Here is a 14815-nt window from a genome sequence, read left to right as displayed (position 1 = left end):
CCGCGAGCAGACACGGCGGTACGCGACACGCCGTGGTTCGGGTGCCGCCGCGTCTGCTCGGCGGCTAACGCGACTGGCGCGCTTCGGCGAGGGCGTCGGCGAATTGACTGACGGCCCAGTCGATCTCATCAGCAGTGACTACCAACGGCGGCGCGAACCGCAATGTTGAGCCGTGGGTATCGTTGACCAGCACGCCGCGTTGGGCCAGGGCCAGGCACAGCTGTTTGCCGGTGCCCAGCTCTGGTTCGATGTCGACACCCGCCCACAGGCCGAGGCCCCGTACCGCGAGCACGCCGTGGCCGAGCAATGCCCGCAGCCGGGCATGCAGCTGCGCGCCGAGTTCAGCTGAGCGGGACTGGAATTCACCACGCTGCAGGATGGCCACCACGGTGCTGCCGATCGCGGCGGCCAGTGGGTTGCCACCGAAGGTCGAACCGTGCTCGCCGGGATGCAGCACACCGAGCACATCGCGGTCGGCCACCACCGCCGACAGTGGCAGCACACCACCGCCCAGCGCCTTGCCCAGCAGATAGACATCGGGGATGACGTTCCAGTGTTCACACGCGAAGGTGCGGCCGGTACGGCCGAGGCCCGACTGGATCTCGTCGGCGATCATCAGTACGTTGCGCTCGGTGCAGATCTGGCGTACCCGCGGCAGGAAGTCGGCGGGCGGGACGATGATGCCCGCCTCGCCCTGGATGGGTTCGATGAGTACCGCGACCGTGTTGTCGTCGACCGCCTCGGTCAGTGCATCGGCGTCGCCGAACGGTATCGAGCGGAACCCGGGCGTGTAGGGGCCGAAGCCGCGGCGTGCCGTCTCGTCATCGGAGAAACTGATGATGGTGGTGGTGCGACCGTGGAAGTTGTTGTGGGCAACCACGATATTGCCTTGGCCGGGAGTGACGCCCTTGACGTCGGTGCCCCACTTGCGGGCCACCTTGATGCCGCTCTCGACGGCCTCGGCACCGCTGTTCATCGGCAGCACCATGTCCTTGTTGCACAGCCCGGCCAGCGCGGCGCAGAACGGTGCCAGCCGATCGGCGTGGAATGCGCGGCTGACGAGCGTCAGAGTGTCCAGCTGGGCGTGCGCCGCAGCGATGATCTCGGGGTTGCGGTGGCCGAAGTTCACCGCCGAGTACGCCGCCAGGCAGTCCAGATATCGCCGGCCGGTCACATCGGTGATCCAGGCCCCCTCGGCGCTGGCGGCCACCACCGGCAAGGGGGCGTAATTGTGTGCGACATAACGCTCGTCGAGTGCGATGGCGGCACTGACCACGTCGGAGTCCATGCCATGCAGCATGCTCACGGGTGCAGCTCCAGGGTGCAGCATTTCACGGATCCGCCGCCTTTCAACAGTTCGCTGAGATCGATGCCGATCGGCTCGAATCCGGCGGAGCGAAGTTGTTCCGCGAAACCTGTTGCCGCCGAAGGCATCACGACGTGGCGTCCGTCGGAGACGACGTTGAGACCGAGGACATTCGCGTCGGCGCCGGCGACCTCGATGGCGTCGGGAAACAGCTCCGTTATCCGACACCGACCGGCGTCGGTGAAAGCCGCCGGATAGTAGGCGATGGTGGTGTCATCGAGGACGGCCAAGGCGGTGTCGAGATGGTAGAAACGCGGGTCGACCAGTTCCAGGCTGACCACCGACAGTCCCGTGATGGCCGCGACTTCCTCATGCGCGTCGCGTTCTGTACGAAAACCCCACCCCGCCAACAGGGTTGATCCTACGAGGAGGAAGTCGCCCTGCCCCTCGTTGACATGGCAGGTGTGGATTGGCGCCAGACCTCGACTGGTCATCCAGTCGGCATAGGCGTCGGCCTCGGCGGCGCGCTGTGGGTAAGCAAACTTCGCCACCACGGCGGTATCGCCGACGACGATGCCACCGTTGGCGGCGTAGACCATGTCGGGTAGACCGGGGCGTGGCGGAACCAGGTCGACAGTATGGCCGAGATCGAGATACATCCGACGCAGGGCGTCCCATTGATCCATCGCTCGCTGCGGGTCGACCGGTGTCGACGTGTCCATCCACGGATTGATCGCGTACTCCACGGCGAAGTACCGAGGCTCGGTCATGGCATAGCTGCGGGTGACGGCTCGGCGCGGCGTGGAAGTAGTGGCATCGGAGATGGGCATGACCTCGCCAAGAGTTGTCATGAATCGACGATATGAACGTGCCGACACGCAATCAATTGCTGCCTGTTGCGTGTCTACCATCGATACGTTGCACAATAAACACAGATACGACGTTCTGTTGCGTGGATCGGGGTCTGATATGGAACATCTGGACGAGACCGACGAACAGATCCTTGCCGGGCTTGCCGCGCACGCCAGGGCCACCTACGCGGAGATCGGGCAACAGGTGAATCTGTCGGCCCCTGCGGTCAAGCGGCGGGTGGACCGCATGGTCACCGCGGGGGTGATCCGCGGCTTCACCACCCTGGTTGATCGCAATGTGCTTGGGTGGCGAACCGAGGCCTATGTCCAGGTGTTCTGCCATGGCACCATCGCGCCTGCGGAGCTGCGCGCGGCCTGGGGTGATATTCCCGAAATCGTCAGTGCGGCAACCGTAACCGGGACTGCGGATGCGATCCTGCACATCCTCGCGCGGGATATGCGGCATCTGGAAGAGGTGCTCGAACGCATTCGGGCGAGCACCGACATCGAACGCAGTGAGAGCATCGTGGTGCTCTCGAACCTCATCCAACGCGCGACGCCGTAATCGCACATGTCGGCCGGCGTACATCGCGCGATGATCGGGTAGAAAGCCCCGCGTCGGTGCTCGGGCAGACGATCGGTGCTCTGATCGCCCGACTACACCGGCCCAACAATAGGCGGGTCTACATCTGCTCGCGATCAGAACTGGCCGAGGTAGAACCGGCTGCCCTGGTCGTCGGCGCACTCGGCCGTCAATCCGTAGGGCTGCTGGGTCGGTTCCTGCAGCACCGTTCCGCCGGCCTCCCGCACCCGGGCTACCGCGGCATCGATATCGGTGACGGTCCACATCGGCACGGTGGTCGTGGTTGGGTTGCCCCCGGCCATGCCTGACATCGGCTGGCTGCCCTGGATGCCCCAGCCGTCGTCGATATGGCCCGGTTCGAACGTCCAGGAGAACACTCGGCCGTAGAACTCCTTGAACGCTGCCGAATCGGTCACCTCGTAGGTGAGATACGAAAGTTCTCCTGGCCCTGTGCCATTGAGGGCGGGACGGGGGACTTCGGTGGACGGCTGGAACACCGCGAAGGCCGTACCGCTGGGATCGGTGGCGTCCAGGACCGTGCCGAATTCCATCGGCTGGGCTTCTCCGGCGACCCCGCCGCCCGCGGTGATGGCCTGCCGGGCCGCGTCCAGATCGGCGACGGCGTAGCAGCAGAACAGCGTGGGCGCACCCGGCATCGGATAGATCCCGATGTGCTGCACGGTGTTGGTGACCTTGCGGGCGACCGGGTCATAGATCCAATCCAGGACATGTCCGTAGAACGCCGCGGCCTTATCGGGGTCGGGGGCCCACACCGACACATACCCGACATCGCCGTGCTGGATCAGCGCCGGTGAACCGGTAGACGGCCCGGTCAGCATCCAGCGGTGACCAGCCGGGTCGATGATGGTCGCGTTGCGCGATCCATAGTTCTCGTATGGCTCCCGTTGCACCTGCGCGCCATGTCGGCGGGCCCGATTCAATACCGCATCCGTGTCGGTCACCTGCAGCAACAGGCTCACTGAATTCGCCTGCGGTGCCGGGGCTTTCAAACCCATCTCGGGAAGTTCGTCGGCCAGGTACAGTGCGCCGCCGGCGAGTGTGAGTTCGGCGTGGCCGATGCGGCCGTCATCCATCACGATCGGCTCGCCGACCTGCACCGCGCCGAGCGCCTCGACGTACCAGGCGATGGCGGCGCGGGCGTTGGGCACGGCCAGGTAGGGGACCGCGGCGGGCCGCGGAGATGATGTGGCGGCGGGCCGCGGAGATGATGTGGCGGCGGGCCGCGGAGATGATGTGGCGGCCGATTCAGAGGCCAGTGCGGCCATGGCGTTATCGGTTCCGGTCATGACAACTCCTTGAGTTCGATTCGGAAGTGTGAGAGCCGATTCCAGACGCGTGCGCAGCCGGGCGGCGAATTGAGGGTCCGGGGCAAGCGGGAGGTCGGCGTCAGCCAGCACGGTCAACGGGTCACGATTGTTGATCATGACTTCCCTCCTTCCGGTCCTGGGTATTGCATTCGAAATGCCCGGCGGGCCCGCACCAGCAGAGCTTCGGTGGCATGCACGGTGCGACCGATCAACTCGGCGCATTCGGGCACTGTGCAGTCGTCCATGTATCGCAGGGCGAGCACCGTGCGATGTTGCTCCGGCAGCCGGGCCAGCACGCCTTCGGCGACGATGCGGTCCAACTCCGCATCCCAGTCATCGACCGGGTCGACCGGTTCGGGCAGTTCGGCCACCGGAATGCTGAATCGGTCGTGGCGCCGCCGGTAGTGGTCGGCCAGCTTGTGCCGGGCCACCCCGATCAGCCATGGCACCGAGAGCTGCGGCGGGGACGGTTTGCGGGCGGCATCCATCGCCGCCAGGAATGTCTCCGACGTCAGATCCTCGGCAGTTCCGCGGTTACCGCAGCGCCGGACGAAGTATCCGTACACCACCGGAAGCGCCTCGTCGTAGAGCGCTAGCAGTGCCCGCGGAGCGTCTGTTTCGGCGCTCACATCTCTATCGTCGCCGTTGAGGCCGCAACTCCGACACCCCAATTTCGACGAAAATCCATTCGCGTCTCGGATCGCGTGTGGGCGATGGTGGATGACGTGATCGATGTCGACGCATTCATCCGGGACGGGTTCGTCAAGGTGGAGCAGGCGGTGCCTCGCGAGATCGACGAGGAGGCAAGGGATCTGCTGTGAGCGCAGATCGGCCTGTCGCCTGCACAACTCTCGACGCGGTGCGCGGTGTCGGTGGTTGGCAGCCCCGCCGCACGCTGGGGACATCCCGGTGCGGTTTCCGTTCCGTCAGAGGTGGGGCCCGACGACGCGCCGACCCGCATCCGGTTGGGATCGCACCGCGACGTTGCGACGGTCTTGTGTGGAGAGTCGGTGGACGCGGTCACGGCGGGTGCGATGGTGGCAAGGCTGGTTGCGGCCGGCGGGTTGCTCACGCGACGGGGCTACCGGGCGACATGTACCTGCTGTATCCGTTCACTGTGCATGTGGCTGAGGAATGTCGTGGAAGTACAACAAGATTCATGTCGCAAACGCCGATAGTGCTGATCGAACCGCTCACTCGGGACGGCGATTCGGCACTCGCCTGCGTATGACGCTGGCAACGTTGCCAGCACGTCCAGCCCGGGTGCGGATCGAGCCGTTTCGTGCGTTGCTGTATCACCTTGGTACCCACAAGCTTTCGTTCCTTGAAGAAGAGAACTATCGTGCTGATCGGCTTGGGGCACGATGTCCAACCATGGCGGCAACAACCTGGACGACACGCCTGCGACGATCCGGTGTTTGCCCGCCATTGCCGAGTCGGTCGGCGACCAGGTCGAGGTTTGGCTCGATGATGGCGTACGCCGAGGCAGTGATGTGGTCAAGGCCGTGGCATTGGGTGCTCGCACGGTCATGATCGGTAGGGCCCGCCTGTGGGGTCTGGCGGCCAAAGGGCAGGCCGGCGTGGAGAACGTCCTGTCGGCGGGATCGACTCGGCGTTGCGTGAGCTGAGGAAGGCCTCGATCCACGCCCTGACAACCAATGACGTCTTGGTGCCGCTGGGATTTCTGCGCACGCTGGGGGTGCCACCGAGCACTGGCAATTGACCAGGGGACTGGCCGGGGCGGCTCGTAACGCGTAACCTCCTCGTGACAAAGGTGGCTGGAGAGGCGCACGTGATGGCTTTGGGGGGCCGGCGGAAAAGTTCCGGGGGATCGACCGCTGTTGATGCGTCAACAATTCGCGCACGCCAGGTGAATTCGGCCTACCATCGGCACGTGGCTTCCCCCAGCGAGCTCGGGAACTCGACATCGAGGCAGCTACGCAACGTGTCATCCATGTTGGTAATCCCGGTCGGTTCTACCGAACAGCACGGACCGCACTTGCCGCTGGACACCGATACGCGCATCGCCTCGGCAGTTGAGCCTGCTGCAGTGGAGCGCCTCGACGGAATTGCCGGTTTGTTGATGGAGTACGGCAGATCAGCCATGACCTGGGTGTCGCGGCTGGTGTTCGTCAACGGCCACGGGGGAAACGCGGCAGCGATGGCGGCGGCCACGGGGCTGCTTCGGTCCGAGGGGCGCGACGTCGGTGGGGTGCCGTGCATGACGGCTGACGCTGACGTCCATGCCGGTCATACGGAGCCTTCTGTATTGCTACACATGGCACCGAGCGATGTGCGGTGCGACGAGTTCGTGCCGGGGAACACCGCACCACTGGCAGAATCGATGCCGCAGTTGCGCCGCGGCGGCATGGCCGCGGTCAGCGCGGTCGGAGTACTCGGTGATCCGACCACCGCCACTGCGTCCGAGGGGGAACGTATCTTTGCTGAGATGGTAGAGGGGTGCATCGGCCGGATCCGGCGGTGGCGGCCTGACCGGAACGGGATGCTGACATGACCGGTCCGAGGCTGCCCGACGGCTTTGCCGTGCAGGTGGATCGCCGAGTCAAGGTGCTCGGTGCGGGGGCGGCTCTGCTCGGCGGATCGCCGACGCGTCTGCTGCGGTTGGCGCCGAATGCGCAAACCATGCTCAACGGCGGTCGCCTCGAGGTGCACGACGCTGTCAGTGCCCAACTGGCGCGGACCCTGCTTGATGCCACCGTAGCCCACCCGCGACCGGCGAGCGGGCCGTCGCATCGCGATGTCACCGTGGTTATTCCAGTACGCGACAACGTTTCTGGGTTACATCGGTTGATCGGAACGCTGCGCGGGCTGCGGGTCATCGTGGTCGACGACGGCTCCGCAGTCCCAGTGTCGGCGGACGAATTCGCCGCTATGCACTGCGATGTCCAAGTGCTGCGGCACGCTCACAGCAAAGGACCTGCCGCTGCTCGCAACAGCGGTCTGTCAGCCTGCGAGACAGACTTCGTGGCATTCCTCGACTCTGACGTCGTCCCGCGCCGTGGCTGGCTTGAGGCTTTGCTGGGACACTTTTGCGATCCCGCCGTCGCGCTCGTGGCGCCGAGGATCGTCGGGCTGCGCACCACGGACAGCCTGGTTGCTCGGTACGAGGCTGTGCGCTCCTCGCTCGACCTGGGTGTGCGGGAGGCGCCGGTGGTGCCCTACGGAACGGTGTCCTATGTACCTAGCGCTGCGATCATCTGCCGGCGGTCGGCTCTGGTCGCGGTCGGTGGATTCGACGAGACCATGCAGTCCGGCGAGGACGTCGATCTGTGCTGGCGTTTTGTCGAGGCCGGCGCCCGGCTGCGGTATGAGCCCATCGCCGTGGTCGTCCACGATCATCGCACCGATCTTCGAGAGTGGCTCAGTCGCAAAGCCTTCTACGGCACATCGGCAGCTCCGCTGACAGTGCGGCATCCCGGCAAGACGGCGCCGCTGGTGATCTCCGGCTGGAGCTTGGTGGTCTGGTTGTTGCTGGCGATCGGCTCGTGTGTGGGCTACCTGGCGTCGCTGGTCGTTGCCGTCATGACCGGGCGTCGCATCGCGCGTTCTCTCAGCACGGTCGACACGGAGCCCAGGGACGTCGCCGTGGTGACCGCCACCGGACTGTGGTCTGCGGCGCTGCAGTTGTGCTCGGCGATCTGTCGGCATTACTGGCCCATTGCGCTGGTCGCCGCGCTGCTTTTCCGCCGAGCACGGCAGGCGGTGTTGCTGGCGGCGGTGGTCGACGGGGTCGTGGACTGGGCGACCAGGCGCGGCAACGCTGACGACGACACCAAGCCCGTCGGCTTGCTGACCCACATCCTGCTCAAGCGCCTCGATGACATCGCCTACGGGGCGGGGCTGTGGGCCGGCGTTGTCCGCGAGCGCAATTTCGGCGCGCTCAAACCGCAGCTGCGGAGTTAGCGCTGCGCTATTACTTTTGCTCCTCACGTCCGCAGTGTGTTTTTTGCTCCTCACGTCCGCGCTACTATCTCTGCTCCTCACGTCCGCAGTGTGTTTTTTGCTCCTCACGTCCGCAGTGACATTCTGAATCGTCGGCACCGGCAGCGCCGGATCAGTCTTGGCCGAACGACTTTCCGCCGACCCCGACTGCCACGTGTGCGTCGTGGAGGCCGGCCCGGCCCCCTCAGATCCCCGCGTCGCCACCCAGATCAGCGACGGGCTGCGGCGTCCGATCGGCACCGCGAGCGGCGTGGTGCGCCAGTACCGGTCAGCCTCGACCGAGCACTCGCCCCGCCCCGCTGAGATCATCTGCGGGTCGATCGTCGGCGGCTCGGGAACAGTCAACGGGGCTATTTCTGCCGCGGGCTGCCCGGTCACTGCGACGGTTGTCGGGCCTCTCTCGTATCGGCGGCGACTGGGGCAGGCTTCGGCTGGTTGCCCGATTTCAACGGATCCGACGCTGACGCGGCGTTGCGGGCCGGGGTGGGTGCCGTGCCACTGAACATCGACGGCGGCACCCGTCCAGGGTCGGCGGTGCGTACCTGCCAGCCCGCGCGGCACCGCGACAATCTCGAGGGCCGCGCCGTCGGTGCCGGGCGCATGGGCGGTGAGATCCTCGCTGCAGATCGAATTATATTGTGCGGCCGTGCAATCGGATCGGTTCAGCTCTTGATACTCTCCGGTATTGGTCCAGCGGCCGACCTCGAGCGATTGGGGATCGCGGTCGTGGCCGGGTTACCCGTCGGCACCTCGACGGTGGACCATCCGGAATGGGTGCCGCCTGTCGGCTGGCCGCCGACCCATGACCGGCCTCCGGTGGAGGTCGTGCTGACCACGGCGGGGGCGTCGAGGTCCGGCGTACACCGCAGGGTTCGCCGCCAAGGTCCACGGGCTCGGTCATGCTCCAGCAGAGCTGCGGCACCTCGGGATGGCGCTCACGCGGCCGCGTACGGCTGGCGTCGGCTGATCCGTCAGCTTCACCGATCATCGTGCACCGCTCCGACACCAGGGCAGAAGATGTGGTGGCGCTGCGCGACGGAACTGCTCTGATCCGTGAATTACTCAGTGGCACTGTAGAAGTCGGCGAACCGTCGTGGTCGACGTCGCAGCACCTTGCCGGTACGGCCCCGATGGGTGCCGGTGCTCGGGTGGTGGACAGGTCGATCATGCCGGCGATCACCAGCCCTGGGCCGCACGCGATCATCGCGGGCGCTCGTGCGGAAACTCTCCCAAACAGCATTAGACGGGTGTCAAATAACCACGTGTGTGACCGCCGCCAGTTCGGGTATCGGAATGGCGGATCGCAAACGGCTAGGCTCGGCGACTGTGCAGCCAGCAAAGGTGTGCCAGTCGAGCCGTCGTCTCACGGCCATCGCCGCCGTGATCGTCTTCACGGCGGCGATGGCCCTTGCCGGTTGCGCCCGCGGAGCGGGTCGCACGGTAGCGGGTTCGCCAGTGCCGACCGGTGACCCGTCCTTTGTTCACGTCGCGCAGGGAATATTGCGTGGCAATGTGGCGATCGACCACCGGCTATTCGCCGGAATTCCTTACGCCGCACCGCCTGTCGGACCGTTGCGATTCGCGCGGGCAGTTCCGGCCCCTGACTGGTCGGGGGTGCGCGACGCGTCCCGGTTCGGCCCCCGATGCGTCCAGGACCCGTCGGCAGACCCCGAACGGGGGCGCAACACCTCCGAGGATTGTCTGAGTCTAAACGTGTGGACACCGCCGGTGTCCGGCGAACGCCGGCCGGTCATGGTGTGGATCCACGGCGGCGCCTTCGTCAACGGCAACAGTGGGGTTTACGACGCGCGCTGGCTGGTGGCGCGCGGCGATATCGTCGTCGTGACCATCAACTATCGCCTCGGCACGCTCGGATTCCTGGCTCACCCCGCGCTCGGGCCCGCGGGCGATATCGGTAACTACGGGCTGACCGACCAGCAGGCGGCGCTCCAGTGGGTACACGACAACATCTCCCAGTTCGGTGGTGACCCCGACCAGGTGACCATTGCCGGTGAATCCGCCGGCGGCATGTCGGTGTGCGACCATCTCGTGGCTCCCGGCTCTGCAGGACTGTTTCGGGCGGCGATCCTCATGAGCGCGCCGTGCCAGGCGCAGGCGGACTTGGCGACCGCGCAACGCCGCAGTCTCGACTACGCTGCGGCCGTCGGTTGCCCGGACCCGGCCACCGCCGCGGTCTGCCTGCGCTCCCTTCCGGTAGACCGACTGCGAAAACCGGTCTGGTACTACAACATCGGCAGTGACGAACTGACCGGTCCGATCACCGGAACGAAGGTGCTGCCGGTTGCGCCGCTAGCGGCATTTGCGGCTGGGCAGGCAGCCCGGGTGCCGGTGCTGATCGGCACCACCCGTGACGAGTTCACGTTGTTCGTGGCGCTGCGATACCTGCTGCAGGGGGAGCGCTTTACTCCCGACGACTACCCGAGGCTGCTCGCCGAGACATTCGGCGCCGACGCCGACAAGGTCGCCGCGCAGTATCCCGCGAGTCGGTACGGTGGTGTGGCGCAAGCGTATTCAGCGACAGTCACCGACAGCGATTTCGCCTGCGTGGCTGACCGGATGGCAGGCGCGCTGCCGGGACCGGTGTACGTCTATGAATTCAACGACCGGGATGCTCCGGCGCCAGAGCCCTTGCGAACCTTGCCGTTCCCGGTCGGCGCGAGCCATTCGCTGGAGCTGCGGTATCTGTTCGACATCGGCGGTGCACCGCCCCTGAATCCGGCTCAGCAGAAGCTGTCCGACGCCATGGTCGACGACTGGAGTCGATTCGTCTCCACCGGCAGTCCGGGATGGCCGGCCTCTGTCGGCACGCCCAGCCCGGCAGTCCGGATGTCGTTGCAGGCCGACGGCAGCCACATGGCCGACGGATTCGCGCAGGAACACCAGTGCTCGTTCTGGGCTGGATTGAAAGGCCGCTGACGATATTGAAAGGCCGCTGACGATACTGACACCGCGGCAAGGTCACGGTACGTACTTCGAGTAGAGCGTCAGGCCGGGGTGACCCAGGTGGTGATGTCGGCGTGCACGACCTCGACGCCGTGGCGGTCGGTGACGCTGACGGGTACCACGATGTCGGTGCCTTCGGTGATGTGCGCGAAGTCCGGCGGATCGAGCCGTGCCGTCGCGCGCAACGAGGTGGTGGCCTTGGCGAGGTAACTCACCGTCATCGCCTTGGGGATCCACCGGTGGCTGGTGGGCACCGTCGCCTCCATCAGCATGCCCATGGCCATCTCGGCGGCATTGCACGCCGCGATGGCATGCACGGTGTGCAGGTGGTTGTAGACGAAGAACCACTTCGGCGCCGTCACCTCGGCCAGGCCGGGTTCCATGCGTACGACGTGCGGCACGATTGAGGCGAAATAGGGGACCCGGGCGGCCGCTGCCATGGAGAACAGCCTGGTGCCAAGCGGCTTGCCGGCCAATTGCTGCCATGCTCGATAGGTGCTGGTCGGCGTCCCTGATACGGGGGTCATGGCAACAATCTTACTGAGAAGTAAGATAAGTTGCGGTCGGCGGACGCCTGCCCGATGCGCCGAGATTCACCTCAGGGACAGATCCGACGGCTAATCTGTCCCTGAGGTGAATCTCGGCGCGTACGAGTACTCGGCCCATGCTCCCAATGCTGCAGGAAGTCGTTTGACCAGGGATTTGGAGCGGGCTGGGATCTAAGGCATACTGTTCGGGTTGCCCTGCGCCAGGTACTCCCTGGCCGGGCATCCGACCGGCGTCCAAACGGACGCATCCGGTCCCAGCCTCGATCGTGACGGATTTCCTGAGCGGGCGAGTGTGCACGAGGGCGACACGCCCGACCGCGGGGGCCGGTGGACCATAGACAGGTAAACAGCGGCGGCAAATCTCGGCGCGATCCGCGCCGGGGCACCAGGCCCGACGGGTTCGTCCCGGGACGGCCGGCCGATGTACGAAGCAGGAGCGAGGTAGGAGAAGCGTGGCGGGACAGAAGATCCGCATCAGGCTCAAGGCCTACGACCATGAGGCCATTGATGCCTCGGCGCGCAAGATCGTCGAAACGGTCACCCGTACCGGTGCCAGTGTGGTGGGCCCTGTGCCGCTGCCGACCGAGAAGAACGTGTACTGCGTTATCCGGTCCCCGCACAAGTACAAGGACTCGCGGGAGCATTTCGAGATGCGCACGCACAAGCGGCTGATCGACATCCTCGACCCGACGCCCAAGACCGTTGACGCTCTTATGCGCATCGATCTGCCGGCCAGCGTCGACGTCAATATTCAGTAGTTATCCCAGTAGGAGATCCCGAATCAAATGGCTAGAAAAGGCATTTTGGGCACCAAGCTGGGTATGACGCAGGTGTTCGACGAGAACAACAAAGTCGTCCCGGTGACGGTCGTCAAGGCCGGCCCCAACGTGGTGACCCGTATCCGCACCCCCGAGCGCGATGGCTACAGCGCTGTGCAGCTCGCTTACGGCGAGATCAGCCCGCGCAAGGTCAACAAGCCGGTCACCGGTCAGTACGCCGCCGCGGGCGTGAACCCGCGCCGGCACCTGGCCGAGCTGCGGCTCGATGACGAGGCCGCCACCACCGAGTACGAGGTGGGCCAGGAACTGACCGCCGAGATCTTCGCCGACGGTGCTTACGTCGACGTGACCGGCACCAGCAAGGGCAAGGGCTTCGCCGGCACCATGAAGCGTCACGGTTTCAGTGGCCAGGGCGCCGCACACGGTGCCCAGGCAGTGCACCGCCGCCCCGGTTCGATCGGTGGCTGCGCCACCCCCGGCCGCGTGTTCAAGGGCACCCGGATGTCGGGCCGCATGGGCAACGATCGGGTGACCACCCAGAATCTCAAGGTGCACAAGGTCGATGCCGAGAACGGCGTGCTGTTGATCAAAGGTGCCATCCCCGGACGTAACGGTGGACTGGTTGTTGTCCGCAGCGCAATCAAGCGAGGCGAGAAGTAATGACACTCAAAGTTGACGTCAAGACTCCGGCAGGTAACACGGACGGCACGGTGGAACTACCGGCCGACCTGTTCGATGTCGAGCCCAACATCGCACTGATGCATCAGGTGGTCACCGCACAGCTGGCCGCCAAGCGCCAGGGCACGCACGCGACCAAGACTCGTGGTGCGGTCTCCGGCGGTGGAAAGAAGCCGTACCGGCAGAAGGGCACCGGCCGCGCCCGTCAGGGCTCGACCCGCGCGCCGCAGTTCACCGGTGGTGGCGTCGTCCACGGCCCGCAGCCGCGCGACTACAGCCAGCGGACCCCGAAGAAGATGATCGCCGCCGCCCTGCGCAGCGCGCTTTCGGACCGTGCCCGCAACGAGCGCATCCACGCAGTCACCGAGTTGATCGAGGGCCAGACCCCGTCGACCAAGGGCGCCAAGGCATTCCTGGGCACGCTGACAGAGAACAAGAAGGTGCTCGTCGTCATCGGTCGCACCGACGAGGTGGGCGCCAAGAGCGTGCGCAATCTGCCTGGCGTGCATGTGATCTCGCCGGATCAGCTCAACACCTACGACGTGCTCAACGCCGACGACGTGGTGTTTTCGGTCGAGGCGCTGAACGCCTACATCGCCTCGAGCACCAAGGATCAAAAAGAAGGAGCGTCGGTCTGATGGCTACGATTACAGACCCCCGCGACATCATCCTGGCTCCGGTCATCTCGGAGAAGTCGTACGGGCTGATCGAGGACAACGTGTACACCTTTGTGGTGCACCCGGATTCGAACAAGACGCAGATCAAGATCGCTGTCGAGAAGATCTTCAACGTCAAGGTCGATTCGGTGAACACCGCCAACCGGCAGGGCAAGCGCAAGCGCACTCGCGCTGGTTTCGGGCAGCGCAAGAGCACCAAGCGCGCCATCGTCACGTTGGCCGCGGGCAGCAAGCCAATCGATCTGTTCGGAGCACCGGCCTAGAGCCGGGAACTAAGAGGATTTAACTGATATGGGAATTCGCAAGTACAAGCCGACGACTCCGGGTCGTCGCGGTGCCAGCGTCTCCGATTTCGCCGAGATCACTCGTTCGACTCCGGAGAAGTCGCTGGTTCGCCCGCTGAGCGGCACCGGTGGGCGTAATGCCCACGGCCGCATCACCACCCGACACAAGGGTGGCGGCCACAAGCGCGCCTACCGCGTCATCGACTTCCGTCGCCATGACAAGGACGGCGTCAACGCCAAGGTCGCGCACATCGAGTACGACCCGAACCGGACCGCGAACATCGCGCTGCTCCACTTCCTCGATGGCGAGAAGCGCTACATCATCGCGCCGCAGGGCATCAAGCAGGGCGACGTGATCGAGTCGGGCGCCAACGCCGACATCAAGCCGGGCAACAACCTGCCGCTGCGCAACATCCCGGCCGGCACCGTGATCCACGCCGTGGAGCTGCGGCCCGGTGGTGGGGCCAAGCTGGCCCGTTCCGCCGGTGTCAGCATCCAGCTGCTCGGCAAGGAAGGCACCTACGCCTCGCTGCGTATGCCGTCGGGTGAGATCCGTCGTGTCGACGTCCGCTGCCGTGCCACCGTCGGCGAGGTCGGCAATGCCGAGCAGGCCAACATCAACTGGGGTAAGGCCGGCCGTATGCGGTGGAAGGGCAAGCGTCCCACCGTCCGTGGCGTCGTGATGAACCCTGTCGACCACCCGCACGGTGGTGGTGAGGGTAAGACCTCCGGTGGCCGTCACCCGGTGAGCCCGTGGGGCAAGCCTGAGGGCCGCACCCGTAAGCCCAAGAAGGCGAGCGACAAGCTCATCGTCCGACGCCGGCGCACCGGCAAGAAGCGCTAGGAGTAAATAG

17 protein-coding genes and 1 pseudogene are annotated in these 14815 nt (G+C 65.6%); 13 read left to right on the top strand and 5 right to left on the bottom strand.

All coding sequences use genetic code 11. The features are described 5' to 3' along the window. Window positions 1–64: 64 nt before the first annotated feature. Complete coding sequence (gene rocD, locus H276_RS0116015; protein WP_036461201.1) at window positions 65–1300, bottom strand: ornithine--oxo-acid transaminase; 1236 nt, start codon at window positions 1298–1300, stop codon at window positions 65–67. A 2-nt stretch (window positions 1301–1302) separates the two neighbouring features. Then, a complete protein-coding gene (ddaH, locus tag H276_RS0116010; RefSeq protein ID WP_196807933.1) occupies window positions 1303–2157 on the bottom strand; it encodes a dimethylargininase in 855 nt (284 codons plus the stop codon). Between the two features lie 118 nt (window positions 2158–2275). Here ddaH and H276_RS0116005 point away from each other — a divergent pair, with 118 nt between their 5' ends. Then, window positions 2276–2722: an Lrp/AsnC family transcriptional regulator gene (locus H276_RS0116005; RefSeq protein ID WP_019972311.1), complete on the top strand. Its 447-nt coding sequence runs from the start codon at window positions 2276–2278 to the stop codon at window positions 2720–2722. Between the two features lie 134 nt (window positions 2723–2856). Here the strand turns inward: H276_RS0116005 and H276_RS0116000 are convergent, their stop codons facing one another. Then, entirely contained in the window at window positions 2857–4185 is a 1329-nt protein-coding gene (locus H276_RS0116000) for a VOC family protein (RefSeq protein ID WP_019972310.1), read from the bottom strand. Next, a complete protein-coding gene (locus H276_RS0115995; protein ID WP_019972309.1) occupies window positions 4182–4697 on the bottom strand; it encodes an RNA polymerase sigma factor in 516 nt (171 codons plus the stop codon). The genes H276_RS0116000 and H276_RS0115995 overlap by 4 nt, the downstream gene beginning before the upstream one ends. A gap of 732 nt (window positions 4698–5429) precedes the next feature. Here H276_RS0115995 and H276_RS0115985 point away from each other — a divergent pair. From H276_RS0115985 to H276_RS0115965, 7 genes and pseudogenes are all read left to right on the top strand, one after another. Then, a pseudogene (locus tag H276_RS0115985) lies at window positions 5430–5791 on the top strand (alpha-hydroxy-acid oxidizing protein); the annotation flags it as partial. 147 nt (window positions 5792–5938) lie between these two features. Beyond that, on the top strand, window positions 5939–6583 hold the full coding sequence (gene mftE, locus H276_RS0115980; RefSeq protein ID WP_196807932.1) for a mycofactocin biosynthesis peptidyl-dipeptidase MftE: 645 nt from the start codon (window positions 5939–5941) through the stop codon (window positions 6581–6583). Next, on the top strand, window positions 6580–7992 hold the full coding sequence (gene mftF / locus H276_RS0115975) for a mycofactocin biosynthesis glycosyltransferase MftF (RefSeq protein WP_019972306.1): 1413 nt from the start codon (window positions 6580–6582) through the stop codon (window positions 7990–7992). The genes mftE and mftF overlap by 4 nt, the downstream gene beginning before the upstream one ends. Window positions 7993–8149: 157 nt before the next feature. Continuing rightward, the gene (locus H276_RS25700) at window positions 8150–8533 is read left to right on the top strand and encodes a hypothetical protein (protein ID WP_369758490.1); all 384 of its coding nucleotides are present in this window, start codon (window positions 8150–8152) and stop codon (window positions 8531–8533) included. Then, on the top strand, window positions 8467–9081 hold the full coding sequence (locus H276_RS25695; RefSeq protein WP_026357062.1) for a GMC family oxidoreductase N-terminal domain-containing protein: 615 nt from the start codon (window positions 8467–8469) through the stop codon (window positions 9079–9081). The genes H276_RS25700 and H276_RS25695 overlap by 67 nt, the downstream gene beginning before the upstream one ends. Further along, window positions 9021–9500 (top strand): hypothetical protein, encoded by a 480-nt coding sequence (locus H276_RS25690; protein ID WP_369758493.1) that lies wholly within the window; start codon window positions 9021–9023, stop codon window positions 9498–9500. Before H276_RS25695 ends, H276_RS25690 begins: the two co-directional genes overlap by 61 nt. Next, complete coding sequence (locus H276_RS0115965) at window positions 9433–10968, top strand: carboxylesterase/lipase family protein (RefSeq protein WP_196807936.1); 1536 nt, start codon at window positions 9433–9435, stop codon at window positions 10966–10968. The genes H276_RS25690 and H276_RS0115965 overlap by 68 nt, the downstream gene beginning before the upstream one ends. A gap of 68 nt (window positions 10969–11036) precedes the next feature. Here the strand turns inward: H276_RS0115965 and H276_RS0115960 are convergent, their stop codons facing one another. Continuing rightward, window positions 11037–11522: a hotdog fold domain-containing protein gene (locus tag H276_RS0115960; RefSeq protein WP_019972304.1), complete on the bottom strand. Its 486-nt coding sequence runs from the start codon at window positions 11520–11522 to the stop codon at window positions 11037–11039. A gap of 473 nt (window positions 11523–11995) precedes the next feature. Here H276_RS0115960 and rpsJ point away from each other — a divergent pair, with 473 nt between their 5' ends. Genes rpsJ through rplB form a run of 5 tightly spaced genes read left to right on the top strand, consistent with a single transcriptional unit; the run spans window position 11996 to window position 14805 of the window. Continuing rightward, the gene (gene rpsJ / locus H276_RS0115955; protein ID WP_003883485.1) at window positions 11996–12301 is read left to right on the top strand and encodes a 30S ribosomal protein S10; all 306 of its coding nucleotides are present in this window, start codon (window positions 11996–11998) and stop codon (window positions 12299–12301) included. Between the two features lie 27 nt (window positions 12302–12328). After that, the gene (gene rplC / locus H276_RS0115950; protein ID WP_026357060.1) at window positions 12329–12982 is read left to right on the top strand and encodes a 50S ribosomal protein L3; all 654 of its coding nucleotides are present in this window, start codon (window positions 12329–12331) and stop codon (window positions 12980–12982) included. Beyond that, a complete protein-coding gene (gene rplD / locus H276_RS0115945) occupies window positions 12982–13638 on the top strand; it encodes a 50S ribosomal protein L4 (RefSeq protein WP_019972302.1) in 657 nt (218 codons plus the stop codon). Before rplC ends, rplD begins: the two co-directional genes overlap by 1 nt. Beyond that, window positions 13638–13940, top strand: a complete 303-nt coding sequence (gene rplW, locus H276_RS0115940; protein WP_019972301.1) for a 50S ribosomal protein L23 — start codon at window positions 13638–13640, stop codon at window positions 13938–13940. The genes rplD and rplW overlap by 1 nt, the downstream gene beginning before the upstream one ends. 28 nt (window positions 13941–13968) lie before the next feature. After that, on the top strand, window positions 13969–14805 hold the full coding sequence (gene rplB / locus H276_RS0115935; protein WP_018601838.1) for a 50S ribosomal protein L2: 837 nt from the start codon (window positions 13969–13971) through the stop codon (window positions 14803–14805). Window positions 14806–14815: the final 10 nt, after the last annotated feature.

It is taken from the genome of Mycobacterium sp. 141, assembly GCF_000382405.1.
GTDB lineage: Bacteria > Actinomycetota > Actinomycetes > Mycobacteriales > Mycobacteriaceae > Mycobacterium.
This window is presented reverse-complemented; position numbering and strand designations above follow the sequence as displayed.

Coding starts and splice junctions, on each gene's coding strand:
- rocD (WP_036461201.1), bottom strand. CDS start 1,300: ATGCTGCATGGCATGGACTCCGACGTGGTCAGTGCCGCCATCGCACTC.
- ddaH (WP_196807933.1), bottom strand. CDS start 2,157: ATGACAACTCTTGGCGAGGTCATGCCCATCTCCGATGCCACTACTTCC.
- H276_RS0116005 (WP_019972311.1), top strand. CDS start 2,276: ATGGAACATCTGGACGAGACCGACGAACAGATCCTTGCCGGGCTTGCC.
- H276_RS0116000 (WP_019972310.1), bottom strand. CDS start 4,185: ATGATCAACAATCGTGACCCGTTGACCGTGCTGGCTGACGCCGACCTC.
- mftF (WP_019972306.1), top strand. CDS start 6,580: ATGACCGGTCCGAGGCTGCCCGACGGCTTTGCCGTGCAGGTGGATCGC.
- H276_RS0115965 (WP_196807936.1), top strand. CDS start 9,433: ATGGCCCTTGCCGGTTGCGCCCGCGGAGCGGGTCGCACGGTAGCGGGT.
- H276_RS0115960 (WP_019972304.1), bottom strand. CDS start 11,522: ATGACCCCCGTATCAGGGACGCCGACCAGCACCTATCGAGCATGGCAG.
- rplC (WP_026357060.1), top strand. CDS start 12,329: ATGGCTAGAAAAGGCATTTTGGGCACCAAGCTGGGTATGACGCAGGTG.
- rplD (WP_019972302.1), top strand. CDS start 12,982: ATGACACTCAAAGTTGACGTCAAGACTCCGGCAGGTAACACGGACGGC.
- rplW (WP_019972301.1), top strand. CDS start 13,638: ATGGCTACGATTACAGACCCCCGCGACATCATCCTGGCTCCGGTCATC.
- rplB (WP_018601838.1), top strand. CDS start 13,969: ATGGGAATTCGCAAGTACAAGCCGACGACTCCGGGTCGTCGCGGTGCC.